Genomic DNA, 25,333 nt, shown 5'->3' with positions numbered 1-25,333 from the left:
CGAAGCGATGAAGTCTGAACGACAGCGCTGTTATTTCGAATAGCTTTGCTTCTGGCTCTCAAAGAGTTGGGCATAGAGCCCGCCCTCCGCCAGAAGGGCCTCGTGTGTGCCCTGCTCCACCAACGCGCCGCTTTCCAGCACATAGATCTGATCCGCGTCGATCACCGAGGACAGGCGGTGCGCAACCATGATCGTTGTCTTGCCCTTGGCCAACCGCCCCAGGGCGCGTTTCACCCGGTCTTCGGTCTTCTGGTCGAGCGCAGAGGTCGCCTCATCCAGCAGGATGATTGGAGCGTCCCGCAGGAAGGCGCGGGCAATCGCGATCCGCTGCTTCTGCCCCCCGGAAAGCTGGGAGCCCTTGGGCCCCACGGGCAGATCCCCGCGCTCGGCGATGATCTCGGACAGTTCCGCCGCCTCGGCTGCGGCCTGCACCTCTGCCTCGCTCGCCGTGGGTTTCACGTAGCGGATGTTCTCGGTGATCGAGCTGTTGAAGATCACGATATCCTGCGCCACCACCGAGAAAGCGCCGCGCAGGGCCGCGATCTTGATCTGATCCACCGGAGTGTCGCCGATCCGCACCTGACCCTCTGTGGGATCATAGAGCCGCCCCAGAAGGCTGAGCACCGTAGTCTTGCCCGACCCGGTCGGCCCGACAATCGCCGTCACCTTCCCGCCGCCAAAGGTCAGGGACAGATCCCGGAAGAGTGGCCGGTCGGCCTCATAGCCGAAGGACACCTGGTCAAAGACCAGATCCGCACCGGTTTCAAACTGCTCGGTGGCCTCCGGCGCATCGATGATCGAGGGCTTCTCCTCATAGAGTTCGCGCACCCGGGACAATTGCACCAGCGCGGCCTGAAGCGAGACCGTGAATTGCGCGATCCGACGGCCCGGATCGAAGATCAGCACGAGCCCGATCAGAAACGCGATGATCCCGGCGCCATCCACCTCGAAATTTGCGCTCAGCACCATGTAGCCGCCGCCACCGATCACGAGCATATAGGCAAAGGCCGCCGCGAAATCGATGCAGGGGAGAATCACAGCCTGCGCCATGTTCCGCCGGATCGTCAGGCGGCGCAGGCGCTTGGTGGACACCAGCAGGCGGTCCTGCTCCACGGTTTCCTGCCCGGCGATCTTGACCGTTCGCATGCCCGACATGGTCTCGTCGATGGTCGCGAGATAGTCGCGCATGGCGGTCTCGGTCTGGGCCTGCACAAGCTTCACTTTGCGCGACACGAACTGCATTGCGATGATGATGACCGGCACCACCACCGCCGCGCCAAAGAACAGGATCGGCTGCTGCCACGCGAGATAGATCGACACGATCACAACGGTGGCCACATCGCGGCCCGCCTTGACCGAGGTCTGGCCGACAAACCGGCCGACGCCTTCCACCTGTCCAACCAGTTTCTGGATCAGGGTCGCGGGCGGAGTTTTCTCGAAATAGGCGAGATCGAGCTCCATCAGGTGCTGGATCAGGTCCTGCCGCAGCTTGGCCACTGCATCTGCCGCGATCCACGTGCTCAGGCGGGGCACGACATAGCTCATCACGCCGCGGAAGGCGAAAACGCCGAAGACCGCCAGACAGACCATCACGAGATCTTGGGCCGAGCCGCTCTCGAAGATCACGCGCAGCCCGCTTTCAGTCAGACGCAGGAATTGCTGATAGACCGCGCCCTGGGCGATCACCATGAAGAAGACGAGGATCAGCCAAGGCAGCTTCTCTCGCAGATACCCCTCCCAGAACCAGCGGATATTGGCCTTGTCCTTGGGCGTGAACATCTTCTCCTTTGGCTTTCGGGCCTTGGAGGTCTCGCCGGAGGGCGTCGTCTGCGGGGTCGGGCTGGGCTCTGCCATGGATCGGCTATCGCCAAGGGGCGCGCCACTGTCAAGCCGCGCAAGGTCGCGCCGGGGGCTGGGCGCCGCTCTGCTCAGCGGGTCGCGAGATAGGCGAAGATGTCCCGCGCGGCCTCAGGGCTCGGCACCCGAACCAGCATCAGCCCCCGTGCCCGGGGCTCCCCCAGATAGGCGCGCAGGAACCCCACCGGATCCTGAACATAGGCGGTGAAGTTTGTCTCGTCCCAGACAAGGCCCGCCGCCCCGGCGGCCCGAAGCGCGTCGGAATACCGAACCCCGTCCAAGGCGGCGGCCCGGCGCCCCGCAATCCCGTGCAGGCTCGGCCCCGCGCGCGAGCTCTCTGGCTGCGCCTCGGTCACATGGCAGGTCATGCAGGGGCGAAAGGCGAGGGCGCCGGCCTCCGGATCGCCCTCCATGGCTTGCGCTGGCGCGATGGTCAGCGCCAGAAAACCGGTCACTCTGATCAGAACAGGCACACGCATTCCTCAACGCCCCCTCTCAAACGCAACACGCCCGGCGCGAGGGCCGGGCGTGCAAACCTTGGTCAGATCGCGGCGATTACTCGGCCAGCGACTTAAGATAGGCGTAGAGGTTGATCGCGTCTGCTTCCTTGCGGACCTTGAAGGACATCTTCGAGCGCGCCTTGGCGTCGCCGGAGACTTCGCGGATCTTCGCGGTGGGGTCCTGCACATAGGCCACAAAGGTTGCTTCGTCGAAGACGAGGCCGGCATCGCCCGCAGCCACATGGCCGTCGGAATAGCGGAAGCCTTCGACCTTGCCGGCGGTCGCGCCTGCAACGCCATAGAGGTTCGGACCGGTCTTGGCCGCGCGGCCAGCCAGCGTGTTGCCATCCGCATCCTGAACCACATGGCAGGACTGGCACTGGCGGAACGCCTTCTCACCGGCGGCGGCATCACCGCTCGCGGCGGTGTGGCCATCGGCGAAAGCCGGAGCGGAGAGCAGGGCCAACGTGGCGGCAGCTACGAAAGTCGTTTTCATGTTTCCCTCCCGAGGGGCAAGTTAACCGTATGGCGGCAATACGCCCGAAACAGGCGTGAAGTTCAACCACACTTATGGACTATAGCCCGCTCTTAGGCGACGGCCTGCGCGATCGCGCATTGCTTCCACAAAACTTCGAGAGCGCTGACCAGATGCTGCAGATCCGCCTCCGTGTGGTTCGGCGAAGGGGTGAAGCGCAGGCGCTCGGTCCCCTTCGGCACGGTCGGATAGTTGATCGGCTGCACATAGATGCCGAACTGCTCCATCAGGATATCCGACAGCTGGCGGCATTTGACCGGGTCCTTGATCATCACCGGGATGATATGGCTCGGATTGTCCAGATGCGGGATCCCCGCCCGGTCGAGCATGGCGCGGAACTGGGCCACGCGCTCTTTCTGGGCCTCGCGCTCGACATTGCTCTCCTTGAGGTGCCGGATCGAGGTCTGGGCCGCCGCCGCCACCGCCGGGGGCAGCGCCGTGGTAAAGATGAACCCGCTGGCAAAGGAGCGGATGAAGTCACAGAGCACGGTGGAGCCGGTGATATAACCGCCCACCACGCCAAAGGCCTTGCCGAGGGTCCCTTCGATCAGGGTCACGCGGTCCATCACGCCATCACGCTCGGCGATCCCGGCGCCGCGCGGGCCATACATGCCCACCGCATGGACCTCGTCGAGATAGGTCATGGCGCCGTATTTGTCGGCCACATCGCAGATCTCGGCGATCGGAGCGATATCGCCATCCATGGAATAGACGCTCTCGAACGCCACGATTTTGGGGCAGTTCGCGGGCAGGGCCGCGAGCTTGGCGTCGAGATCCGCCACATCGTTGTGCTTCCAGATCACCACCTTCGCCCGTGAGTGGCGCATACCTTCGATCATCGAGGCGTGGTTGAGCTCATCGGACAGGATCACGCAGTCCTTCAGGCGTGCCCCCAGAGTGCTCAGCGCCGCCCAGTTGGAGACATAGCCCGAGGTAAAGAGCAGCGCGCTTTCCTTTCCATGGAGATCGGCGAGTTCCTCTTCGAGGAGGCGGTGGTGGTGGTTCGTGCCCGAGATATTCCGGGTCCCGCCCGCTCCGGCGCCGCATTGACCGATCACCTCTTGCATGCGCGCAACCACTTTGGGGTGCTGGCCCATGCCGAGATAGTCATTCGAGCACCAGACGGTGATCTGCCGCTTGCCATCCTCGGCATGGCATTGCGCTTTGGGGTGTTGACCGCATTCACGCTCAAGTTCGGCGAAAATCCGGTAGTTGCCTTCGTCCTTCAGCTGATCGAGCTGGGCGGCAAACAAGCGGTCAAAATCCATGGGCGTCCTCACTCCGTCTTATCCGGAAAATCTTACAAGTTAGACACTTTTAGTGTCAATTAAAACTTACACACCCAAAAGTACCGGTTTCACAGAGAAAGCGCGCGGCCAGACAGACCGCGCGACGGCACCCACAGGTTGGACATGATTTGAAGGGTGTATCCGCCACAGACGCCGAATCGCTGCGGCAGGTCAGGGCTGTCGGATCAGCCCTGCTTCTCCTTCGCCGCCGGCATGAGCCAGCGCCAGAGCTTTTCATCGGGGAGGGGCACGACCATCAGCCAATGCTCCAGGAGCGCCAGCGCGGTGAAGACCGCAAGCAGGGTGAAGCCCACCGCGGAGGCCTCGGTCTCGGCGGCGTAGAGCCGCTCGAACCAGCAGGTCATGGCGAAGGTCAGCGCGGTCACCGAATAGGGAAAGAGCCAGTTGATCGGGCGCAGCCGGAAATGGCTGGGCAGATGGGCGAGCGGCGTGGGCAGGAACTCTGTGTTGATCTTCCGCACGCCGAGAAACAGGTTCAGCTTGGCGCTGATCCGGGCCACGAAGAGGACCGCGAAGGTCCAGAACCCGAACTTGTTCTCCGCCCCCCAGGCGGTGATCCCCATCACGATGACCACCGTCAAGAGCAGCATCTCATGATAGGCGATGGTGCCCCAGGCGCGGAAGAACCGCTCCCATTCCGGGCAGCCCTTGGGGCAGACATAGCTGTTCGGGCCGGTGATCACCCCGGCCAGAAACGCATGCTCGATCCAGCCCCAGAGGAGGAGGGCCGAGCCAAAGGCGATCCAGACCCCGGCCACGCTGGGCTGCGTGAGGGTGCTGGAAAATCCGTAGATCCCGACGAAGAACGCCGGAGCCGTCAGGATCACCGACCGCAGATGGGCCTGGGGCCCCCGGCGGTCGGCGTTCTTCACGATGCACAGGATCGCCCCGGTGGCGAACCACCAGACAAACATGGCGCATAGCGCGACGATCCAGGGCGATGCGAACATCAGTAGGCGGGCTCGAGACGGGTGTCCGCGGGCACGTCATGCTTGATCGCCGGGATGGTGTAGAGCGACACGAAGGCCAGCGCCGCACGCGCCCCCGCCGAGGCCTTGCCAAGCAAGCCCCCGAGCCCGCCCTTTTCATTGGCCGCCGCCATATCGCGGGAGGCTTTCTCCATCCGCTTGAGGTTCGGCATCCAGCGCGGGTGATCGATGTCTAGGGTGATCGGGTAGATCTGCTTGGAAATCTCGGAGGTCTTCTTGAACACCTCCTGCCCGTACCAATCCGTATCCACGCCCAGCGCCTCATGGAAGGCGGGCCGCTGGTGATCGCGCACATACATGGTCGAGTAGACCGCCGTCAGGAAGAACTTGATCCAGAGCACATTGCGGCCCCGGGTCAGCTTCGGATCGCTCTTCATCAGAAGGGCGAAGGCCTCGCCGTGGCGGAACTCGTCATTGCACCACTCTTCGAACCACTTGAAGATCGGATGGAAGCGCTTGTCCGGGTTCTCCTGCAGGTGGCGGAAGATCGTGATGTAGCGCGCATAGCCGATCTTCTCGGACAGGTAGGTCGCGTAGTAGATGAATTTCGGCCGGAAGTAGGTGTATTTCTTCTGCTGGGTCAGGAAGCCAAGGTTCACCGCGATGCCCGCCTCGCGCAGGGCGTCATTGATGAAGCCCGCATGGCGTGCCTCGTCCCGGGCCATAAGCTGGAAGAGCTGGGTAATGTCCTTGTTGGACCCGCGGCGCTTCATCTCCTTATAGAGCACGCAGCCCGAGAACTCGGCGGTGCAGGAGGAGATCAGGAAGTCGATGAACTCTTTCTTGAGCTCGGGTTCCATCCCGTCCCAATCGACCGTGTCCCAGTCTTCGTTCTTCTTGAAATGGCCCTTGTTCGGGTCGCTCACCATCTCGGCGATGAGCGGATCCCACTCGTCGCGGATGTCTTCGACCGAGATCGCATCCATCTCGTCGAAATCCGTGGTGTAGAAGCGCGGTGTCAGCAGAGTGTCCTGCATGGCCACATCGGTGGCCTTCTCGGACGTCATCTGGTCGTCGACGACACCGTGGTTGGAGACGGGAGAGTGATGGCCGTTCAGGCGCTCCGGGGTCTGGACGTTCATAGCGTGACCTCCTCAGAGAAAGAAAATTCGCAAAGTTCGATGAATTCGAGATCGCCGGTCATCCGCGTCCAGAGACGCTCCAGACCGCTGGCGCGGGTGATGACAGCGGTGCGGTCCTCGGACACGACCTCGCCGTAGGGGGCCATGATCTCGGGGCCCTGGACGAGCACTTCATCGCCCGGATAGACCACGGCGCCATTGTTGAACTTCACATGGGCCGACAGCTCTTCGAAGCGGTGGCTGATGGAGACCGTGCAGGGTGCCGTCTCCCGTGTCTTGGTGAACAATCCCATGATCAACCCTCCTTTATCGGGGTGTAGAGCAGCCGCTCGAAAGCGGCGGTGTTATCCTTGCCAAAGCCGATCAGCTGGGCTTCCCAGCCAGTGGCATCGTCGATCAGCGCCAGATGCCCGTCCTCGTAACGGACGATGCGCACGGGCGCGGTCTCGGCCACACCGACCTTCATCCGCTCGCGGGCGAGCGCGCGGGTCATGCCGGCGATGAAACCGCCCTCCTGCGGGCTGAGATCGGCGATCAGGCGACCTTCGCCGTCGAGCACGCGGGCCGCGCCGCTCATCTCGCCGAAGATCTGGATTTCACGCTGCTCCAGGATCGGTTGATCCGGGAACTTGGCCTCAAGAGGCCTGTCCGTCACGCGCGCATAGGCGACGATCGCCAGGCACGCGAGCACCAGGAACAGCATGGCACGCAAGAGCAGCGTCGGGATCATCTCCCTGTCGCGCTTTGCAAGCTCATGGGTTGCGGGGTCGTTCATCGCGAAGGGTCCTTATTCTGCGGGCATCGCAACCGCGCCCGATGCGGTCTGCGCATCAGCGGTTTTCGAGCCGGTTTCAGAGGAGGTCGATTTGAAGACAGCGGATTCCGCTGCCTCCGCGATCAGGCCAGCGACACGGGCCGCATCCGGAATGCAGCGCAGGGCCGGTTCCGGGTTGCGGATATGCCAGGGGCGGATATGGGGCCAGCAGTTGAGATAGCTCATCCGCGTCTCGCCCGTCAGTTTCAGGGCGATGGTCCCGGTGCCGGACTTGCGCAGGTCGAGGTCAGCCGACCCGATCCAGCGATAGGGAAAGTTGTAGGTGATCGTCAGGGCCGCACCGATCCGCATGGCGATCCGGCGGTTGGTGACGGTGTAGACGGTGGTCACCGCCTGGGTCCAGGCGATCGCGGTCAGGATCACACAGACAATCAAGCCGAGGATCAGGAAGGGCACAGAGCCCTTGATGCTCGTCAGCGTGTCGTATTGCGCCATGAGCGCCACGGAGCGCCAGGCACCGAGGAACACGAAGTACCCCATCACCCATTTCAGCGCGAGACTTTCCTTGGCCAGGGCCCACCAGTTCGGTTTGCCCTGCCAGAGGATCACCTCCCCCTCCGGGGGAAGTTCAGGGAGCCCTTCAACAGGCTCAACATGGAAATCGTCGTGATGGTCTGTCATCGCGAGAGGCTCCCTTTTTGGTCTTAGAGTTGCGGCTCGAGGCGGGACTCATCGGCATAAAGGGTGCCGCCCGCGTAGTAGCCCATGATCTTGTCTTCCTCGAGCAGGGTGACCTGATGGGAGGACTTGGTCTTGGGCACGCCCTTGAAGTGCTTGCCGTAGATCGAGCGGATCTTCACCCGGTCGGACTTGATCCGGACCATCTCGCGCGGGACGAGGCGCTTGCCATCTCCCCAGGCCGCGTCGAGCTCGATCTCGAGGAAGCGGACGAGCTGTTCCGCCTCGTCGATCCACATGTCGGAGATCAGGCCGACGATCTCGTCATCGCCCGCCTGCACCGGCAGGCCGCGCGGATCGATCCCCGCCGAAACGCTGAAGCCGTCTGCCGCAGACATGGGCACGATTTTCGGGTGACCATGGGCGTCAAGCTCGGGCGTGTCGCGCCGCGCCGCCCAGCTGGCCGGTCCCACACCATCCGTAAGGGGGTCGCCCGTGGGCTCCATCGGAAACCCATTGCCCTCGGCGGTCTTGCGCAGGGCCAGATTCTCGCGCCGCTGGAAGTCCTCGCCGGGCAGGGTCAGCTCGCCCCGGCCATGCTGGAGCTTGAAGGTCTTCTCCTTCGGGAGCGGGAACGGGCCCTGGTTCGCGGCGGTCTCGCCATCATCATCCTCGAGGGGGTAGCCCTCGCGCATGTTCTCGGTCTGCAGATAGTAGATCAGCAGCGCAAAGAACCCGTAGAACAGCCAGATCGACAGGCTGGCGAGGTCAAAATTGCCGAAGAATGTCTCTTCCATGGAGGTATCCTTTCGTATCCGGCGTCAGGTCGGGAAATCGGCGAGCCCGATCTTGCCGGTCTCCCCTGTTGGATGGTCGTTACGGGTCGATGCTCGGGTCCGCACAAGCGGGCCGAGCGCGATAAGAGTGATGAAGATCAGGCCGATCTCGATGTGGTAGACCACCGAGTAGCCCGTGGCCGGGTCGTTGAGCGCCTCGCCCCAGGCACCGGTGCTGACGGCCGCGTTGATCGTGTCGCGCAGGGTCCCGCCCAGCGCCACGCCAACCCCTGCCGCCGTGGCCTGCGCCGCACCCCAGGCGCCCAGTGCGAGCCCGCGCCCGGCGAGCCCTTCGGCGGGCAGGGTCATGGCCGCAGTCAGCGTCGCGACGGAGAAGAGCCCGCCGCCCAGACCGATCAGGCCAGCGCCCGCAAAGAAGAGCGCGTCGGAGTTCATGGGGGCCGCAAAGATCACCGCCGAGAAGGCCAGCAGCCCGATCAGCAGCCCGCGCCCGCCCATGCGGAACGGGTTGATCCCCGCCGCAAGCCAACGCGCGGCCATGGCAAAGCCGATCAGCGCCCCTGCCGCCCACATGGCCGTCAGAAAGGTCGTGGCCGACACGCTGAGCCCCAGGATCTCGCCGCCATAGGGTTCCAGCAGCACGTCCTGCATGTTGAAGCCGAGGGTTCCGAGGAACACGACCACGAGCAGACGACCGGCGCGCCCTCCGGCAGCGAAGTCATCCCAAGCCGCCCGGAAGGACGGTCGCGGCTCGGCGCGCTCTGCCGCACTGAGCGGAACAACAATCTCCTGCTTCCAGAGCGCGATCAGGTTCAGGATCAAGGTCGCGCCCGCCGTGGCCTGCACCACCTGGATCAGCTTGATCGGAGTGAAATCGCGCAACAGCCAGCCGATCACCACCGCCGAGACACCCATCCCCACAAGGAACATCACATAAAGGAGCGCCACGACCCGGGGCCGCGTCTCATCCGTGGCCCGGTCCGAGGCGAGCGCCAGACCCGCGGTCTGGGTCATATGCAGGCCCAGCCCGGTCATCAGGAAGGCCAGTGCGGCCAGCACCTCTCCGGCAAAGGGGATTTCGATATAGACATCGCCCCCCAGCACCAGCAGGCAGGAGGGCATGACCGCCAGCCCCCCGAACTGCCACAGGGTGCCGAACCACATATACGGCACCCGCTTCCACCCGATGGCGGATTTGTGGGTGTCCGAACGGAAGCCGAGGATCGCCCGGAAGGGCGCCACCAACACAGGGATCGCGATCATCACCGCCACCAGCATCGCCGGCACCGAAAGCTCGACGATCATGACGCGGTTGAGCGTCCCCAGCAGCATGACCGTGGCCATGCCGACCGAAACCTGAAACAGGCTCAGGCGCAGCAGCTGACCGAGCGGGAGCTGTTCGCTCGCCGCGTCGGCAAAGGGCAGGAACCGCCCTGCCAGCCGCTTTGTTTGCGCCTTGGTGATGATCATGCCCGGTACTCCAGACAGGTGGAAATGTAGAAGCCCGAGGTCACACGCTCGACCTCGCGCAGCTGGCCCTCCGCGCCCTTCTGCATGGCCGCTTTCGCGAGCTTGCCAGGGGCGTGGGGGATCATGACGGGGGAGCGGTCGCCGCGCGGAAAGAGCTTGCCGACACTCCAGAATGTCATCAGGAACGGCGTGCGCGGGGCCACGGTGAAGATCACCGAGCGGCGCACGCGGGGGCAGAACCGTGCCAGCGAGGCGCCGATATCCTCCGCCTCATAGTAGATCAGACTGTCCATCGCGACGACATGATCGAAATCACCCAGCTCGGGATTATGCATGTCACCGGAGGTGAAGGTGACCTGATCGCGATAGGCCTCCGGCAGGCGCTTGGCGGCGATCTCGACCAGGCTGGGCGAGATGTCGATGGCCACGACCTCGGCCCCGCGCGCGGCAAGCTCGGCGGTCATCTGACCTGCGCCGCAACCCGCATCGAGCACGCGCTTGCCCGCCAGATCCTCTGGCATCTGGGACAGCATGATATCGCGCATCCGGTCCCGGCCCGCCCGCACGGTGGCGCGCACCTTGGAGACCGGCGCGTCCGAGGTCAGACGCTCCCACGTCTTGGTGGCGGTCCGGTCGAAGTAATCCTCGACCCGGTCAAGGGTTTGGTCATAGGCCGCCATCAGCGCGTCCTCCTCGCGGGGCTGAACGCGCAGGCGCGGCCCTGCTGCACAGGACCGCTGACCTTGGGAAACAAGAGGTGCACACCCAAGCCCATCAATCGAACCCCAGCAGCTCAAAGATCTCGCGATCGGGCAGCGGCGCGGGGGCCAAGGGCTCGGTCCCGTTCCACAGGGTCTCGGCCAGGCGGATGTATTCCTTCTGCACCGCGACGATGTCCTCCTCCGCATCCATCTCGAAGAGCGTCTTCTTCTTCAGGCGCGAGCGGCGGATGGCGTCGAGATCGGGCATATGGGCGATCCGGTTGAACCCGACCGTCTCGCAATAGCGATCCACCTCGTCGGTCTCGCGGGACCGGTTGGCCACACAGCCCGCCAGACGCACGGAGTAGTTCTTGGACTTGGCCTGCACCGCAGCGATGATCCGGTTCATCGCGTAGATGCTGTCGAAATCATTCGCGGTCACGATCAGCGCGCGATCCGCATGTTGCAGGGGAGCCGCGAATCCACCGCAGACCACGTCACCAAGCACGTCGAAGATCACCACATCGGTGTCCTCGAGCAGATGGTGTTGCTTCAGAAGCTTCACCGTCTGCCCCACCACGTACCCTCCGCAGCCTGTGCCAGCGGGCGGCCCCCCTGCCTCCACGCACTTCACCCCATTGAATCCTTCAAAGACGAAGTCTTCGGGCCTCAGCTCCTCTGCGTGGAAATCCACCTCTTTCAGGATGTCGATCACCGTGGGGACCAGACTTCCCGTGAGGGTAAATGTACTGTCATGCTTGGGGTCGCAGCCGATCTGCAGCACGCGCTTGCCAAGCTTGGAAAAGGCCGCTGACAGGTTCGAGCTGGTGGTCGATTTGCCGATCCCGCCCTTGCCATACACGGAAAAGACCTTGGCGCCCTCGATCTTCATCGAGGCGTCCTGATGCACTTGCACGGACCCTTCGCCATCCTGGCCCTTCAGGACCGGGGGTGCTCTATCCAATGGACTCATGTCGTCGTCCCTTTCTGTTGCGGCCGCGTGGTCATTCCGCCGCGATGTTGATGCCTTCGAGCGCGTCCTCGATCTCGTCCGCTGCATCCTGCAGGGCGGCGAGCGTATCGGCGTCCGGTTGCCAGTAGTCCCTCTCGAACGCCTCGATGAGGCGGTTCGCCATACGGGCGCTTGCCTGCGGGTTCAGGTCCGCAAGTCGTTTGCGCATCGCGTCGTCCAAAACGAAGGTCTCGCTCAGGCGCTGGTAGACCCAGGGCTCCACCTGACCCGTGGTGGCGGACCAGCCGAGGGTGTTGGTGACCTGCGCCTCGATCTGGCGCACGCCCTCATGGCCATGCTTGAGCATGCTCTCGAACCATTTCGGATTGAGGCTGCGGGAGCGGGTCTCGAGCGCGACCTGATCCTTGAGCGTGCGCACCTTGGCGCTGCCTCGGGTCTGGTCGCCGATATAGACCGCCGCCTCATCGCCACCCTTGGCGCGCTTCACTGCGCGCGCAATGCCGCCCAGCGTGTCGAAATAATGGTCCACCGTGGTGACGCCGAGCTCGACGGACTCGAGGTTCTGATAGGCGATATCCACGTCGCGCAGGGTCTTCTGCAAAAGCGCAGGGTTTGCCGCCGATTTGCCGGAGCGGCCATAGGCAAAGCTCTTGCGCGCCTCATAGGCATCGGCCAGCTCGTCTTCCTCGCCAAAGGCGGAGCTATCGACCAGCGCGTTCACATTGGACCCATAGGCCCCTTCGGCATTGGAAAAGACCCGCAGCGCGGCGGTTTCCAGATCGCAGCCCATCTCTTCGGCATAGGCCAGCGCGTGGGCGCGGACATAATTCCACTCCACCGGCTCATCCTCGGCGGAGGCGCAAAGATAAGCAGCCTCGGCCAGCATCTTGGTCTGAAGCGGCAGAAGATCCCGGAAGATCCCCGAGAGCGTCATGACCACATCGACGCGCGGACGGCCCAGCTCGATCAGCGGGATCAGTTCCGCCCCGCAGAGCCGACCATAGCCGTCGAATTTCGGACGCGCGCCCATGAGCGCCAGCGCCTGAGCGATCGGGCCACCATCGGACTTGATATTGTCCGAACCCCAGAGCACCAGCGCCACCGAGCGCGGCAGGGTCTCATGGGTGTCCAGCAGCAGCTCCGCCTGCTTCGTGCCGTCCTGCATGGCAAAGGCCGTGGGCATCCGGAACGGATCAAAGGCATGGATATTCCGCCCGGCCGGCAGCACCTCGGGCGCGCGGATAAGATCGCCCCCCGGCACCGGCGCGATATAGCGCCCGGACAGCGCGCGCATGAGGCCATCGAGCTCGGCATCCTGCTTGAGAAGCTCCGCAATCCGCGCCCGGGCCTCGGCATCCTGACCGGGCATCACGTCCAGATGGGCCTCGATCTCGGCATCCGTAGGCACCCGCCCGACCACATGCAGGCCATCAGGGATCAGCGCATCCTCGGTCTCAAGAAGCTTGAGCCAGAGCGTATCCGGGTCCGAGCCGTCCAGATCCACCGCCTCGGCCTGCTGGGCGATCAGGGCGGCAAGCTCATCCCGGTCATCCTCATCCGGCTCCATGGCGCGGAAGCGGGCGAGGCTGTCCTTCAGCTCCGCGAGCCCCTTATAGAGACCCGATGTCGCCAGGGGCGGCGTCACATGGGTGACCGTCACCGCGTTGGATCGCCGCTTGGCCAGCGTCGCCTCGGACGGGTTGTTCGATGCATAGAGATACACATTCGGCATCTCGCCGATCAGCCGGTCCGGCCAGTCGCGCGCGCCAAGCCCCGCCTGCTTGCCGGGCATGAATTCCAGCGCGCCGTGCATCCCGAAATGCAGCACGACATCGGCGGCATAGGTGGTCTTCAGCCACATGTAGAACTGGGTGAAGGCATGGGTCGGGGCAAAGCCGCGCTCGAACAGAAGGCGCATCGGATCGCCCTCATAGCCGAAGGTCGGCTGGACCCCGACAAAGACATTGCCGAACTCCTGCCCGAGGATGAACACCCCGCGCCCGTCCGACTGGATCTTGCCCGGCGCGGGGCCCCAAACCTCTTCGATCACGGCGAGCGGCGGCGTATTGGCGACGATATGATCCGCGCTCACATGGGCGGCGACATTCGCCTCCTGCCCGTATTGCTTGGCATTCCCCTCCAGCACGGCGGCGCGCAACGCATCGACGTTTTCGGGCAGCGCGACGCTGTAGCCTTCGGCCTTCATCCGGGTGAGCGTGTTGAACAGGCTCTCGAACACGCTGAGATAGGCCGCCGTGCCAATCGCGCCCGCATTGGGCGGGAAGCCGAAGAGGACGACCGCGACCTTCTTGGCCGCATTCTCACGGCGGCGCAGGCGGGCCAGGCGCAAGGCCTTCTCGACCAGCACGTCGATCCGCTCCATGCAGGGGGCCATGGCCTTGACGTCATTGGGCGCCACGCATTGGTACTGGCACCCGGTGCAGCGGTCCTTGCCATGGCGACCCGCGAAGACGGTGGGATTGGTCGCCCCGTCAATCTCCGGCAGGGCGATCAGCATGGTGGTCTCGACCGGGCCCAGACCGCTGGGCGCAGCGGCCCATTGACCGAGCGTCTGGAACTCCAGCGGATGCGCGGCGAGATAAGGAATATCGAGCCCGGTCAGCACCTCGATCGCCGCGTCACTGTCATTATAGGCCGGTCCACCAATCAGCGAGAAGCCGGTGAGCGAGACCATGGCGTCGATCTGCGTCGCGTCCTCCGGGCGGAAATAGCGCGCAATGGTGGGACGGGCATCGAGCCCCCCGGCAAAAGCCGGGATGACGCGGATGTTGCGCGCCTCAAACGCGTCGATCACCGCCTCGTAATGGGCGCTGTCCCGGCTGAGGATGTAGCTGCGCATCATCAAGAGGCCGACAGTGGCCTCAGGCTGGGTCGGGCCCGGCAGTTCCGCGATATCCGTAAAGACACGATCCGGATGGGCCGGGTGGAACAGGCCCACTTCCGGGTATTCGACGGGCGGCAGCGCCTTGACTTCGGACCAACCCGGACGGGTGGCATAGGCGCTGATCAGCATGCGGAGCATCTGCTCGGTATTCTCGTCCGAGCCGTCGAGCCAATACTGCATGGTCAGGAAGTAATTGCGCAGGTCCTGCGCCTTGCCCGGCAAGAAACGAAGGATCTTGGGCAGGCGCCGCAGGATCTTCATCTGCCCCTCGGAGGAGGAGGTCTTCTTCGTCTTGGGCTTGAGCTTTTTCAGGATTGCCATGGCGCCCGAGGCGGGCTTCGACAGATCCACATCCCCCATGCGCGTGAGGTTCACCAGCGCCTGATCGGCAATCACGCAGACCATGGCATCGCAATGATCCCGGCGGGCGTGCAGGTCGGGCAGGATCGCCTGGATCTGCTCATCGAGGAAGATCAGATTGACGACCACGATATCCGCTTCGGCGATGGCCGCGCGCGTGGCTTCGAGGCTCGCCGGGTTCTCCGACCACTCGCCAGCCGCATGGACCGAGACCTTGAGCCCCGGAAAGTCCTCTTGCAACGCCGCATTGACCCGCGCCGCAGGGCCCAGCACATGGCTGTCCAGCGTGATGATCACGAAGCGGTAAGGCTTCGGACCATGGGGCTGGGGGGTCAGGGCGCCACTATCGAGCATAATGCGCCTTTGCCTCGTAAAGCGTGTCGACGCTGATTTCCGTCACACCTTGCTCGAGGGCGTATTTCTCGGTGTTGCGCTTGGCCTTGCCGCGCACGAAGAACGGGATCTTCTTGAGCTCTTTCTCCGCATCCGCAAGCCACACCGCGACATCGCTGCCAGTGCCCTGCGGCGCCGGATCCTCTTTCATTGTTCCCGAAATACTCCGGGGGGTCTGGGGGGCTGGCCCCCCAGCCGGTTCAACCTCGTCCAACGGTTTCGGCGCATGGCCCCCGTGATGGGACGGACCCGCCGCGTCGTGGAACTCGAAATCCTCGCGGAACATGGCCAGCAGATGCTCTTCGAGCCCCATGACCAGCGGATGGATCCAGGTGTCGAAGATGACATTCGCGCCCTCAAACCCGACCTGCGGGGAGTAGCGCGCCGGGAAGTCCTGCACATGAACCGGGGCGGAGATCACAGCGCAGGGGATACCGAGGCGCTTGCCGATGTGACGCTCCATCTGGGTGCCAAGGATCATCTCCGGCGCGGCCTCTTCGATGGCGGCCTCGACCTCGAGATAGTCGTCGGTGATCAGGGGTTTGAGGTCGAACTCCTTGCCCAAGGCGCGGATATCGCGGGCAAATTCACGGTTGTAGCAGCCGAGACCGACAACCTCGAAGCCCATCTCGTCTCGGGCGATGCGGGCGCAGGCCTTCACATGGGTCGCGTCCCCGAAGAGGAAAACACGCTTGCCGGTCAGGTAGGTGCTGTCGACGGATTTGCTCCACCAGGGCAGACGGAGGCGGCTGTCATCGGGTTGCGCGGTCAGGCCGGTGAAGTCCTGGACCTCGGCGATGAACTCCCGCGTGGCACCGACGCCGATGGGCACGATTTTCGTGTAGGGCTGGCCCAGCTCCCGCTCGAGATATCGGCAAGCCGCTTCGCAGGTCTCGGGATAGAGCATGACATTGAAATGCGCCGCGCCGAGCTGGGCGACCTCCGAGGGGCTGGCGCCCATGGGAGCAACCACATTCACGTCGATGCCCATTTCGGAGAGGAGCCCCGTGAGCTCTTCGACATCGTCGCGATGGCGGAAGCCAAGACCGGTCGGGCCCAGGATATTGCAGGACACGCGCGCGGTTTTCTCAACCGGCTTGGCGAGCGCGCGGACGATCTGGAAGAAGGTCTCGTCGCAGCCGAAGTTCTCCTTGCGCTGATAACTCGGCAGCTCCAGCGGGATCACCGGGATCGGCATGCCCATGGTCTCGGCCAGCCCGCCCGGATCGTCCTGGATCAGCTCGGCGGTGCAGGACGCCCCGACAATGATCGCCTCGGGCTGGAACCGCTCATAGGCGTCGCGGCAGGCATCTTTGAAGAGATAGGCCGTGTCCGCCCCAAGATCGCGGGCCTGGAAGGTGGTGTAGGTCACGGGCGGGCGGTGATTGCGCCGCTCGATCATGGTGAAGAGGAGATCCGCATAAGTGTCGCCCTGGGGCGCGTGAAGCACGTAATGCAGGCCTTTCATCCCGGTGGCGACGCGCATCGCCCCCACATGGGGCGGGCCTTCATAAGTCCAGACGGTGAGCTTCATGACTGGCCTCGCGTCGTGAGTATTTGCGGAACAATGATTGGGACGGCGGCGCGAGAGATCATTCAGCGGCCTCCAGCTTCAGGAGGTCGCGGCGCCGGATGGGGCGCGCGAAGAGCCCGGCGAGATCGCCTGCCTGCTCGTAAAAATGGACCGGCGAGAAGACGAGCTCGATGGCCCATTTCGTCGTCAGGCCCTCGGCCTCCAGCGGGTTGGCGAGGCCAAGACCGCAGACCGTCAGGTCCGGGCGGGCGGCGCGGCAGCGGTCGAGTTGCTTATCGACATCCTGGCCTTCGGAGATGGTCGGCCCGCCTGCGAGCAGGTCGAGATCAGCGCCGACAAGGCCCTTGTGGATATAGGGCGCGCCCACTTCGATCGCGGTCATGCCGCATTCGCGGGTGAGGAAACGCGCGAGCGGGATCTCGAGCTGGCTGTCCGGGAAGAAGAAGATCGACCGGCCTTTGAGGGTTTCGGCCGCGGCTGCGATGGCCTTGCGCGCGCGGGCACGGGGGGCGGCGGTCACCGCCTCGAAAGTCTCGTCCGAGACGCCGAACTCATCGGCAATGGCGCGGAGCCAGAGGGTCGTGCCCTCTTCACCGAAGGGGAAGGGCGCGTCGATGCGGCGGGCGCCGCGGCGCTCAATGGCCGCACAGGTCTCCCCCAGGAAGGGCTGCAGGGCCGCATAGACCGTGTTCGGGCCCAGGCCCGGGGCCTCATCCGCGCGGTGGGCGGGCAGCACGCGGATCGGGCCGATGCCCATCTTGGTCAGCAGGCTCAGCGCCTGATCTTCCACCACATCGGGCAAGGCACCCACGAGCAACAGCTCGCGCGCCTCGGTTTCGGGCAGGACGGGCACCATGGATTCAAGACAGGCATCCTCGCCCTGGGTGAAGGTCGTCTCGATCCCGGAGCCGGAATAGTTCAGCACCCGCACATGGGGCGCGAATTTCTGGGTCAGACGCTCGGCGGCGCGGCTCAGGTCGAGCTTGATGACCTCCGAGGGACAGGAGCCCACGAGGAAGAGCTGTCGGATGTCCGGACGGCGAGAGAGCAGGCGCTCCACCTCCCGGTCAATCTCATCCTGAGCATCGGCGAGGCCCGCGAGGTCGGTTTCCTCGAGAATAGCGGTGCCGAACCGCGGCTCGGCGAAGATCATCACGCCCGCAGCCGACTGCAGCAGGTGCGCGCAGGTGCGCGAGCCGACCACGAGGAAGAAGGCATCCTGCATCTTGCGATGAAGCCAGATGATGCCGGTGAGACCGCAGAAGACCTCGCGCTGACCACGCTCCTTGAGGATGGGGGTGTCCCGGCAGCCGGGAGAGACCTCGGACAGGGGTTTGTTCATGCCATCGCCTCCGATTGCAGGCGTGCCATGCGAAGCTTCCAGAGAAACTGCCCCGCATTCACGACATAGGTGACATAGGCGGCCAGCGCGATGACCATCTGCCCATCCGGGGAGACGGTGCCGCTCAGGAGCGCCCAAATATAAAGAGTGTGCAGGGCGATGACGACGAAGCTGACGACATCCTCCCAGAAGAAGGCCGGGGCCAGAAGGTACTGTCCGAAGACCACCTTTTCCCAGATCGCGCCGGTCACCATGATCGCATAGAGAAATGCGGTTTTGATCAGGATCGAGATCGTCGCGATCACATATCCCTCGCCGGTCAGCATGTAGCGCAGCACGAATGCGAGGGAGACCACAAAGGCGACGAATTGCAGCGGCGCCAGAATCCCCTGAATCAGTGTCCAGACAGTCTCATCGCGGCGTTTTTTCTGCTCAGGCGTGTAGAGCCCGCCCTTATTTTCTTGGGTGTTCGGACCGGTCGGCATCCGACGACTCCCCCTCCGGCAAACGATTGTTCACTCGAATTTACATATGGGGAGTTGCAAGTGTCAACTTAAACTTACACAATACGACGCAACCAGTGAGACGAATGACGAAGAGCGATTCGCCCATGAAGGATCATATATACAAAGGAAAAAATGCCCGCGACTCAGGCGTGGACGCCGAGGTTGCTGCATTCCGGGCGCTGGTGTCCAGAAACTTTGACAATTCCGGCGTTCTGACAGATACTGGGCCCGGGTTAGCGTCTGCCCCGGATGCGCTTAGAGAAGATCTCAATACCGAGGGGCAGAGCGGGGTTGCTGTGGACAGCGCTTTCGAAACTGCAGGATCTGCGCCGAGCGGATCCAACATCCACCTCTCTCCGGCAGAGGTGCAAGCGCTCGCGTCGCGGGCGCTCGACGTGCTGGCCAATGACCCCGAGGACGTCAACTCCGGCGCACCACTTGCGCAGCTTCTGGCCCTGACAGAGGCCTATATCGCGCTCGATGAGCAATCCCGGCACGACCTTCTGGCGCGCATCATGAAGCGCGGGGTGAGTTCCCGGGACGTGATCGAGGCGATCATCCCGGCTGCGGCGCGCTATATGGGCGAGCTCTGGGCGTCGGATAAACTGAGCTTTGCGGATGTCACCATCGGCACCGCCCGGTTGCAGGAAACCGTCCGCACGATGGGCGTGCGCCGCATCGAACGGCTGGACCCGGACCCCGAAGGGCCCTCGGTCATGCTGATCGTGCCGCGAATCGAGCAACACACCCTTGGTGTCTTCGTGGTTGCCGAGCAGTTCCGCCGCCTGGGTGTCCGCGTGCATATGACATTGGGAAACAACCAGGCGGAGATCTTGCGTCTGGTGCAGATACATCACTTTGCGATGGTTGGGGTCACCGCCTCATGCCGCAGAACGCTTGCATCGGTGCGCGATTTGGTCAAAACAATTCGCACCGGCGTGCCGCGCATCGTTCCAATTGTGGTGGGTGGCCCTGTTACCGAATCTGGCCTCGATATCGTTGGGATGACCGGGGCCGACTACGTAGCTGCAAGCGCCGAAGAGGCGCTACGGCTTTGCGAGATCGAGACGAACCAACAGCGAAGACTTGAATCGTAACCGTGCAGATCCCGGAGAGGACCCGGGGCGACAGGAGTGATTGATGAACACGCGGGAAAGAGATTTCTGGGATGACCGGTCGGCGCCGCGCATTGCGCCGGAGCATTTCAATGAAATCGTCGCCACCGCAGCAGACCTCGCCATTGTTCTGGACCTCAAAGGCACGGTCCAATCGCTCGTCGTGAACCCGCTCAACCCGACCATCGGACGGCTCGATCACTGGCAAAAGCGCGATATTCGGGACTTTTTGGCCGAGGACAGCCTGTCCAAGCTCGAAAAACAACTGGCCGCCTATCGCGAAGGCGAGGCGCCGGCGACGGATGCGATCGAGGTCAACCATTTCGACAACGCGAATTGGGAATTCCCGATCCGCTATACCCTGCACCGCACGGGCGACAATGATCTGATCCTGATGCTGGGCCGTGATCTGCGCCCGGTGGCCGAGCTTCAGCATCGGCTGGTCAAGGCGCAGCTTGCGCTGGAAAAGGATTACGAGAACCACCGCGATTACGAGACCCGCTACCGGGTCGTGATGGAATCGACCCGCGATCCGCTCGTGATGGTCGATGCCTCCAGCGGTCGGATCACAGATATGAACTCGGCGGCGGCCCAGGCTCTGGGGGCCGAGGCGGATGCGCTGGTGGGCAATCTCTTTGGTCATGAATTCGACGGCATGAAGCGCGGCGAATTGCTGGACCAGATGATGGCCTCGGCAACCTCCGAGAGCCGCAAACAGGTGCGCGCCACGACCAAGCGCTCCGGCAAGGAGCTGGAAATTCAGGTGCGTCTCTTCCGCGCCTCCGGTGACAAAACATTGCTGTGCCGTCTCGAAGGAGCCGGCGCGCAGGAAGTCATTGGCGAGGAGCTGAGTGAGATCTTGTCCCTACTCTATCGCGAGGGGTCGGACGCGGTGGTCTTCACCGACCCGACAGGCGTCATCCGCAACGCCAACGAAGCTTTCCTGAACCTCACGGATGTGGGGCAGGTCGGGGATATCAAGGGCAAGTCGCTGGGGGATTTCCTCGCCCGCGGCTCGGTCGACCTGAAGGTCATGATGGACAATGCCTCGCGCCACGGGGCAATGCCGATCTATTCGACCCGGCTTGAGAGCGCCTATGGCTCGCAGCTCTCGGTTGAGATGTCGGCCACACATCTGGAGGCGCGCCATAATGGCGGCTTTGCTTTTGTACTCCGCGATGCCTCCCGGCTCGAAGTGGTCCGTGACGCCACGCCCATGGCGGGCGCTGTGTCGGGCGAGGCGATGCAGAACGTGATGGAACTGGTTGGCTCCGCGCCGCTCAAGGACATCGTGTCGGCCACCACGGATGTGGTCGAAAAGATGTGCATCGAGACCGCCGTGGGCCTGACCCGGAACAATCGTGTGGCCGCGGCCGAGATGCTCGGGCTGTCCCGGCAGAGCCTCTATGTCAAATTGCGCAAATACGGTTTGCTCAATAAGGGCGGCGAAGACTAAGCGGGCGGCAGAGGCCCGCTTCTTCTCGAAAAAAACCGGTGTAAACCCTGCCTGACAGTCTGTCCGGGCTTGCTGCGACTCGCGTTGTCGTGTTTGATTGACACATGAGTGTCAGCGTCGATTTACAGCCCCGCAAACTGCCCGAGCCCTCTGCGGCTCTGGAGCTGATCAAACCCATCACATGGTTTCCGCCGATGTGGGCCTATGCCTGCGGTGTGGTGGCGAGCGGGGCTTCGATTTCGGCCCATTGGGGGCCGCTGGTTCTGGGCGTGTTGCTCGCGGGGCCAATTGTCTGCGGCATGAGCCAGGCGGCCAATGACTGGTGCGACCGGCATGTGGACGCGATCAATGAACCGAACCGCCCGATCCCGTCCGGACGGGTGCCCGGGCGCTGGGGCCTCTGGATCGCTCTGGCCATGTCGGCGCTCGCGCTGCTCGTGGGTCTGGCCCTGGGACCCTGGGGGTTCGGGGCAACCGTGGTCGCGGTCCTCGCCGCCTGGGCCTATTCCGCCGAGCCGGTCCGGTTGAAGAAATCGGGCTGGTGGGGGCCGGGTCTTGTGGGCCTCAGTTATGAGAGCCTGCCTTGGTTCACGGGCACGGCGGTGATGGTCACCGGCGCGCCAAGCTGGCCCATTGTCATCGTTGCGATCCTGTATGGAATCGGCGCCCATGGCATCATGACCCTTAATGATTTCAAGGCGCTGGAAGGTGACCGGCAGATGGGGGTGAACTCCCTGCCCGTCACGCTCGGCCCCGAACGCGCGGCCAAGATCGCCTGTCTCGTCATGCTGATCCCGCAGCTCGCGGTGATCGTGCTTCTCTTCCACTGGGGGCTCGGCAACCGGGCGCTGGTGGTGACAGGCCTCGTAGTGCTGCAGCTTTGGGCCATGCGCGAAATGCTCGCCGACCCGCGGGGCAAGGCGCCGTGGTACAACGGGACCGGCGTTCTCTTCTACGTCACGGGGATGATGGTCACGGCCTTCGCCCTGCGCGGGATCGGAGGCGTCTGACATGCTCGGCTGGATCTCGATCATCCGCATGGGGCTCGTGCAGCTCTGCCTCGGGGCGATTGTCGTGCTGACCACCTCGACCCTGAACCGGCTGATGGTGGTGGAGCTCGCGCTCCCCGCCGTGCTGCCCGGTCTGCTGGTGGCTTTGCATTACAGTATTCAGATCACGCGGCCCCAATGGGGCTATCGCTCGGATACGGGCGGCAAGCGCACGCGCTGGATCATCGGCGGAATGGTCGTTCTGGCCGCAGGCGGGATGAGCGCGGCTTATGGCGTCGTCCTGATGGAGACGGCCTTTGTCGCAGGTCTGCTTGTGTCGATCCTCGCCTATGCGCTGATCGGCGTGGGGGTTGGCGCCTCGGGCACCTCGCTGCTGGCGCTGCTGGCCACGGCCACGGATCCGCGCCGTCGTGCGGCCGCCGCCACGATCACATGGCTGATGATGATCGCCGGGATCGCGGTCACCGCCGCGACCGTGGGCAGCTTCCTTGACCCCTACTCCCCGGCGCTGCTGCTGAAGATCGTGGCGATTGTCACAATCGGTGCGGTGGTCCTGACCAGCCTCGCCGTCTGGGGCATCGAGGCGCGCGTGACCGTGCCCGAAGCCGAGAAGACGCCCCTGCCCTTCATGGACGGGCTGCGCGAGGTCTGGGCCGAACGCAAGGCACGCAACTTCACGATCTTCGTCTTCCTGTCCATGACCGCCTATTTCATGCAGGAGTTGATCCTCGAGCCCTATGCCGGTCTCGTCTTCGCCTTCACACCCGGCCAATCCACCTCGCTCAGCGGGGCGCAGAACGGAGGCGTGTTCCTCGGTATGGTGCTCGTGGGCGTCTGCGCCACGGGGTTGCATCGCGGCTCGCTCCGCGCCTGGGTGATTGCGGGCTGCATCGGCTCCGCTGGTGCCCTGGCGCTGATCACAGCGCTTGGCCAGATCGGGCCAACCGCGCCGCTGGTGCCCGCCGTCGTCCTGCTGGGCTTTTTCAACGGCATGTTCGCCGTCGCCGCCATCGGATCCATGATGCAGCTCGCCGGCGAGGGCCGTGAAGCCCGGGAGGGCACGCGCATGGGCCTTTGGGGGGCCGCGCAAGCCATCGCCGCAGGCTTTGGCGGTCTGGTGGGGGCCGCGAGCGCGGACCTCCTCCGGCAGGTCCTGCCCAATGACGCCGCAGCCTTCGGCTCGGTATTTCTGTTCGAAGCAACCTTGTTCCTCGTTTCGGCCCTCATGGCCTGGCGCGTGGTGGACAAGACGCGCAAGACACGTGCCCCGCAGACCGGTGGCGCGTTGGTTCCCGGGGAATAAGGGGGAGATGGAATGACCTATGATGTGATCGTTGTGGGCGGAGGCCCCTCGGGCGCCACGGCTGCCGAGGATCTGGCCCGCGCGGGCAAGAAAGTCGCGCTGATCGACCGTGCGGGGCGGATCAAGCCCTGTGGCGGGGCGATCCCACCGCGCCTGATCCAGGATTTCGACGTGCCGGACAGCCAGATCGTCGCCAAGATCAACACCGCGCGCATGGTTTCGCCCACGGCGCGCCATGTGGATATCCCGATCGAGAACGGCTTTGTCGGCATGGTCGATCGCGAGTTCTTCGACGAGTTCCTGCGCGAGCGGGCCGCCAAGGCCGGGGCCGAGCGCCATACGGGCACTTTCGTGCGGATCGAAAGGTCCGAGCAGGGCACATGGGTCGTCTATCGAGACAAGGCCACGCGCGAAGAGGTGTCCCTGCGCACCAAGCTGATCATCGGCGCGGATGGCGCGCGGTCGGATGTGGCCCGGGCCGAAGTGCCCGGCGGCGACACGATCCCTTACGTCATCGCCTATCACGAGATCATCAAGGCCCCCGAGGGCAAGTCCGAGAATTACGATCCCAAGCGCTGCGATGTGATCTATGACGGCGTGGTCTCACCGGATTTCTATGGCTGGGTCTTCCCGCACGGGAAATCCGCCAGTGTTGGCATGGGCACCGGCGTGGATGGCACGGACCTCAAGGCCGCCACGCAGCTTCTGCGCGAGAGCGCGGGCCTCACGGAGTGCGAGACCATCCGCAAGGAAGGCGCGCCGATCCCGCTCAAGCCCTTGGACAAGTGGGACAATGGCCGGGACCTCGTGCTGGCCGGGGATGCGGCGGGCGTGGTTGCGCCCTCCTCCGGTGAGGGGATCTATTATGCCATGGCCGGGGGCCGGGTTGCGGGTGAGGCCGCGCTGGAATGTCTGCGCACGGGGCAGGTCAAGGCACTCGCCAAGGCGCGCAAGCGCTTCCTCAAGGAACATGGGACAGTTTTTCGCGTTTTGGGCGCGATGCAGGATGCCTATTATCGGTCGGACGAGCGCAGGGAGCGGTTCGTCTCGCTCTGCCATGACGTGGATGTGCAGCGTCTGACCTTCGAGGCTTATATGAACAAGAAACTGGTGCGCGCCCGGCCTATGGCGCATCTCAAGATCGGGGTGAAGAACCTGGCCCATCTGAGCGGCCTGATCTCGCCGGTATCGGTATGAGGGATTTCGTTCCCGCCTGGGTCGACGGAGCGCTAAGTCCCGTAGGCAAGCTGGAGGCCCATCAGCGCGGCCTCAAACACAAGGCGGTGTCAGTCTTCGTGATGCGCGGCACCGAGACGCTGATCCAGCGGCGGGCCCTGTCGAAATACCACACGCCGGGGCTTTGGGCGAATACCTGCTGCACCCATCCGCTCTGGGATGAAAGCCCCGTGGATTGCGCCATGCGCCGCCTGAAGGAGGAGCTCGGGATCACCGGGCTCTACCCGGCACATCGCGATCGGATCGAGTACCGGGCCGATGTGGGCAATGGGTTGATCGAGCATGAGGTGGTGGATCTCTTCATCGCTGAGGCCACGCCGAACATGGTCGTGGATCCGAACCCCGAGGAAGTGTCGGAATATGCCTGGATGGATCTCTTTGACCTGAGCGCCGAGACCAAGCGGCGCCCGGAGAAGTTCACGCCCTGGCTGCGCATCTATCTCGCGGAGCATTCAGAGCGGATTTTCGGAGCGCTCAGCCCGAGTTGAACGGATACCGTCGACTGG

Annotated in this window: 23 protein-coding genes; 6 read left to right on the top strand and 17 right to left on the bottom strand. The window is 64.0% G+C overall.

Annotation, left to right across the window (positions count from 1 at the left end):
* Positions 1-30: 30 nt before the first annotated feature.
* The 17 genes from ACP153_RS17245 to bchF form a co-directional block, all read right to left on the bottom strand.
* A complete protein-coding gene (locus tag ACP153_RS17245) occupies positions 31-1,854 on the bottom strand; it encodes an ABC transporter ATP-binding protein (protein ID WP_424972255.1) in 1,824 nt (607 codons plus the stop codon).
* A gap of 74 nt (positions 1,855-1,928) precedes the next feature.
* On the bottom strand, positions 1,929-2,312 hold the full coding sequence (locus ACP153_RS17240; protein ID WP_424972254.1) for a c-type cytochrome: 384 nt from the start codon (positions 2,310-2,312) through the stop codon (positions 1,929-1,931).
* 100 nt (positions 2,313-2,412) lie between these two features.
* A complete protein-coding gene (locus ACP153_RS17235) occupies positions 2,413-2,853 on the bottom strand; it encodes a c-type cytochrome (protein WP_424972253.1) in 441 nt (146 codons plus the stop codon).
* Between the two features lie 92 nt (positions 2,854-2,945).
* Entirely contained in the window at positions 2,946-4,160 is a 1,215-nt protein-coding gene (gene hemA / locus ACP153_RS17230; RefSeq protein WP_424972252.1) for a 5-aminolevulinate synthase, read from the bottom strand.
* Between the two features lie 206 nt (positions 4,161-4,366).
* Positions 4,367-5,152 (bottom strand): putative photosynthetic complex assembly protein PuhE, encoded by a 786-nt coding sequence (gene puhE, locus ACP153_RS17225; protein ID WP_424972251.1) that lies wholly within the window; start codon positions 5,150-5,152, stop codon positions 4,367-4,369.
* A complete protein-coding gene (gene acsF / locus ACP153_RS17220; RefSeq protein ID WP_424972250.1) occupies positions 5,152-6,273 on the bottom strand; it encodes a magnesium-protoporphyrin IX monomethyl ester (oxidative) cyclase in 1,122 nt (373 codons plus the stop codon). Before acsF ends, puhE begins: the two co-directional genes overlap by 1 nt.
* Complete coding sequence (locus ACP153_RS17215; RefSeq protein WP_424972249.1) at positions 6,270-6,566, bottom strand: hypothetical protein; 297 nt, start codon at positions 6,564-6,566, stop codon at positions 6,270-6,272. The genes acsF and ACP153_RS17215 overlap by 4 nt, the downstream gene beginning before the upstream one ends.
* Positions 6,567-6,568: 2 nt before the next feature.
* The gene (gene puhC, locus ACP153_RS17210) at positions 6,569-7,003 is read right to left on the bottom strand and encodes a photosynthetic complex assembly protein PuhC (RefSeq protein ID WP_424972248.1); all 435 of its coding nucleotides are present in this window, start codon (positions 7,001-7,003) and stop codon (positions 6,569-6,571) included.
* Positions 7,004-7,060: 57 nt separating this feature from the next.
* Positions 7,061-7,729: a photosynthetic complex putative assembly protein PuhB gene (gene puhB, locus ACP153_RS17205; RefSeq protein ID WP_424972247.1), complete on the bottom strand. Its 669-nt coding sequence runs from the start codon at positions 7,727-7,729 to the stop codon at positions 7,061-7,063.
* 23 nt (positions 7,730-7,752) lie between these two features.
* Positions 7,753-8,523, bottom strand: coding sequence for a photosynthetic reaction center subunit H (gene puhA, locus ACP153_RS17200; protein ID WP_424972246.1), 771 nt, complete (start codon positions 8,521-8,523; stop codon positions 7,753-7,755).
* A gap of 24 nt (positions 8,524-8,547) precedes the next feature.
* A complete protein-coding gene (locus ACP153_RS17195) occupies positions 8,548-9,993 on the bottom strand; it encodes a PucC family protein (RefSeq protein WP_424972245.1) in 1,446 nt (481 codons plus the stop codon).
* Complete coding sequence (gene bchM / locus ACP153_RS17190; protein ID WP_424972244.1) at positions 9,990-10,673, bottom strand: magnesium protoporphyrin IX methyltransferase; 684 nt, start codon at positions 10,671-10,673, stop codon at positions 9,990-9,992. Before bchM ends, ACP153_RS17195 begins: the two co-directional genes overlap by 4 nt.
* Before the next feature lie 94 nt (positions 10,674-10,767).
* On the bottom strand, positions 10,768-11,667 hold the full coding sequence (gene bchL, locus ACP153_RS17185; RefSeq protein WP_424972243.1) for a ferredoxin:protochlorophyllide reductase (ATP-dependent) iron-sulfur ATP-binding protein: 900 nt from the start codon (positions 11,665-11,667) through the stop codon (positions 10,768-10,770).
* 31 nt (positions 11,668-11,698) lie between these two features.
* The gene (locus ACP153_RS17180) at positions 11,699-15,286 is read right to left on the bottom strand and encodes a magnesium chelatase subunit H (protein ID WP_424972242.1); all 3,588 of its coding nucleotides are present in this window, start codon (positions 15,284-15,286) and stop codon (positions 11,699-11,701) included.
* Complete coding sequence (bchB, locus tag ACP153_RS17175) at positions 15,276-16,859, bottom strand: ferredoxin:protochlorophyllide reductase (ATP-dependent) subunit B (RefSeq protein WP_424972241.1); 1,584 nt, start codon at positions 16,857-16,859, stop codon at positions 15,276-15,278. The genes ACP153_RS17180 and bchB overlap by 11 nt, the downstream gene beginning before the upstream one ends.
* 58 nt (positions 16,860-16,917) lie before the next feature.
* The gene (locus ACP153_RS17170; RefSeq protein WP_424972240.1) at positions 16,918-18,201 is read right to left on the bottom strand and encodes a ferredoxin:protochlorophyllide reductase (ATP-dependent) subunit N; all 1,284 of its coding nucleotides are present in this window, start codon (positions 18,199-18,201) and stop codon (positions 16,918-16,920) included.
* Positions 18,198-18,686 carry a 2-vinyl bacteriochlorophyllide hydratase gene (gene bchF, locus ACP153_RS17165; RefSeq protein WP_424972239.1) on the bottom strand — a complete coding sequence of 163 codons (489 nt, stop codon included), beginning with the start codon at positions 18,684-18,686 and terminating at the stop codon, positions 18,198-18,200. The genes ACP153_RS17170 and bchF overlap by 4 nt, the downstream gene beginning before the upstream one ends.
* 104 nt (positions 18,687-18,790) lie before the next feature.
* Here bchF and ACP153_RS17160 point away from each other — a divergent pair, with 104 nt between their 5' ends.
* From ACP153_RS17160 to idi, 6 genes are all read left to right on the top strand, one after another.
* Positions 18,791-19,804, top strand: coding sequence for a cobalamin B12-binding domain-containing protein (locus ACP153_RS17160; protein ID WP_424972238.1), 1,014 nt, complete (start codon positions 18,791-18,793; stop codon positions 19,802-19,804).
* A gap of 43 nt (positions 19,805-19,847) precedes the next feature.
* Positions 19,848-21,278: a transcriptional regulator PpsR gene (gene ppsR / locus ACP153_RS17155; protein ID WP_424972237.1), complete on the top strand. Its 1,431-nt coding sequence runs from the start codon at positions 19,848-19,850 to the stop codon at positions 21,276-21,278.
* 104 nt (positions 21,279-21,382) lie between these two features.
* A complete protein-coding gene (chlG, locus tag ACP153_RS17150; protein ID WP_424972236.1) occupies positions 21,383-22,288 on the top strand; it encodes a chlorophyll synthase ChlG in 906 nt (301 codons plus the stop codon).
* Between the two features lies 1 nt (position 22,289).
* Positions 22,290-23,591: a BCD family MFS transporter gene (locus tag ACP153_RS17145; RefSeq protein WP_424972235.1), complete on the top strand. Its 1,302-nt coding sequence runs from the start codon at positions 22,290-22,292 to the stop codon at positions 23,589-23,591.
* Between the two features lie 12 nt (positions 23,592-23,603).
* Entirely contained in the window at positions 23,604-24,788 is a 1,185-nt protein-coding gene (locus ACP153_RS17140) for a geranylgeranyl diphosphate reductase (protein WP_424972234.1), read from the top strand.
* The gene (gene idi, locus ACP153_RS17135) at positions 24,785-25,315 is read left to right on the top strand and encodes an isopentenyl-diphosphate Delta-isomerase (protein WP_424972233.1); all 531 of its coding nucleotides are present in this window, start codon (positions 24,785-24,787) and stop codon (positions 25,313-25,315) included. The genes ACP153_RS17140 and idi overlap by 4 nt, the downstream gene beginning before the upstream one ends.
* Positions 25,316-25,333: the final 18 nt, after the last annotated feature.

Origin of the sequence: Dinoroseobacter sp. S76 (assembly GCF_049801095.1) — a bacterium.
GTDB lineage: Bacteria > Pseudomonadota > Alphaproteobacteria > Rhodobacterales > Rhodobacteraceae > Dinoroseobacter.
Note: the sequence above shows the minus strand (reverse complement) of the source record. Positions and strands in the feature narration are given on the sequence as shown.

Coding starts and splice junctions, on each gene's coding strand:
- ACP153_RS17245 (WP_424972255.1), bottom strand. CDS start 1,854: ATGGCAGAGCCCAGCCCGACCCCGCAGACGACGCCCTCCGGCGAGACC.
- ACP153_RS17235 (WP_424972253.1), bottom strand. CDS start 2,853: ATGAAAACGACTTTCGTAGCTGCCGCCACGTTGGCCCTGCTCTCCGCT.
- hemA (WP_424972252.1), bottom strand. CDS start 4,160: ATGGATTTTGACCGCTTGTTTGCCGCCCAGCTCGATCAGCTGAAGGAC.
- puhE (WP_424972251.1), bottom strand. CDS start 5,152: ATGTTCGCATCGCCCTGGATCGTCGCGCTATGCGCCATGTTTGTCTGG.
- acsF (WP_424972250.1), bottom strand. CDS start 6,273: ATGAACGTCCAGACCCCGGAGCGCCTGAACGGCCATCACTCTCCCGTC.
- ACP153_RS17215 (WP_424972249.1), bottom strand. CDS start 6,566: ATGGGATTGTTCACCAAGACACGGGAGACGGCACCCTGCACGGTCTCC.
- puhC (WP_424972248.1), bottom strand. CDS start 7,003: ATGATCCCGACGCTGCTCTTGCGTGCCATGCTGTTCCTGGTGCTCGCG.
- puhB (WP_424972247.1), bottom strand. CDS start 7,729: ATGACAGACCATCACGACGATTTCCATGTTGAGCCTGTTGAAGGGCTC.
- puhA (WP_424972246.1), bottom strand. CDS start 8,523: ATGGAAGAGACATTCTTCGGCAATTTTGACCTCGCCAGCCTGTCGATC.
- ACP153_RS17195 (WP_424972245.1), bottom strand. CDS start 9,993: ATGATCATCACCAAGGCGCAAACAAAGCGGCTGGCAGGGCGGTTCCTG.
- bchM (WP_424972244.1), bottom strand. CDS start 10,673: ATGGCGGCCTATGACCAAACCCTTGACCGGGTCGAGGATTACTTCGAC.
- bchL (WP_424972243.1), bottom strand. CDS start 11,667: ATGAGTCCATTGGATAGAGCACCCCCGGTCCTGAAGGGCCAGGATGGC.
- ACP153_RS17180 (WP_424972242.1), bottom strand. CDS start 15,286: ATGCTCGATAGTGGCGCCCTGACCCCCCAGCCCCATGGTCCGAAGCCT.
- bchB (WP_424972241.1), bottom strand. CDS start 16,859: ATGAAGCTCACCGTCTGGACTTATGAAGGCCCGCCCCATGTGGGGGCG.
- ACP153_RS17170 (WP_424972240.1), bottom strand. CDS start 18,201: ATGAACAAACCCCTGTCCGAGGTCTCTCCCGGCTGCCGGGACACCCCC.
- bchF (WP_424972239.1), bottom strand. CDS start 18,686: ATGCCGACCGGTCCGAACACCCAAGAAAATAAGGGCGGGCTCTACACG.
- ACP153_RS17160 (WP_424972238.1), top strand. CDS start 18,791: ATGACGAAGAGCGATTCGCCCATGAAGGATCATATATACAAAGGAAAA.
- ppsR (WP_424972237.1), top strand. CDS start 19,848: ATGAACACGCGGGAAAGAGATTTCTGGGATGACCGGTCGGCGCCGCGC.
- chlG (WP_424972236.1), top strand. CDS start 21,383: ATGAGTGTCAGCGTCGATTTACAGCCCCGCAAACTGCCCGAGCCCTCT.
- ACP153_RS17145 (WP_424972235.1), top strand. CDS start 22,290: ATGCTCGGCTGGATCTCGATCATCCGCATGGGGCTCGTGCAGCTCTGC.
- ACP153_RS17140 (WP_424972234.1), top strand. CDS start 23,604: ATGACCTATGATGTGATCGTTGTGGGCGGAGGCCCCTCGGGCGCCACG.
- idi (WP_424972233.1), top strand. CDS start 24,785: ATGAGGGATTTCGTTCCCGCCTGGGTCGACGGAGCGCTAAGTCCCGTA.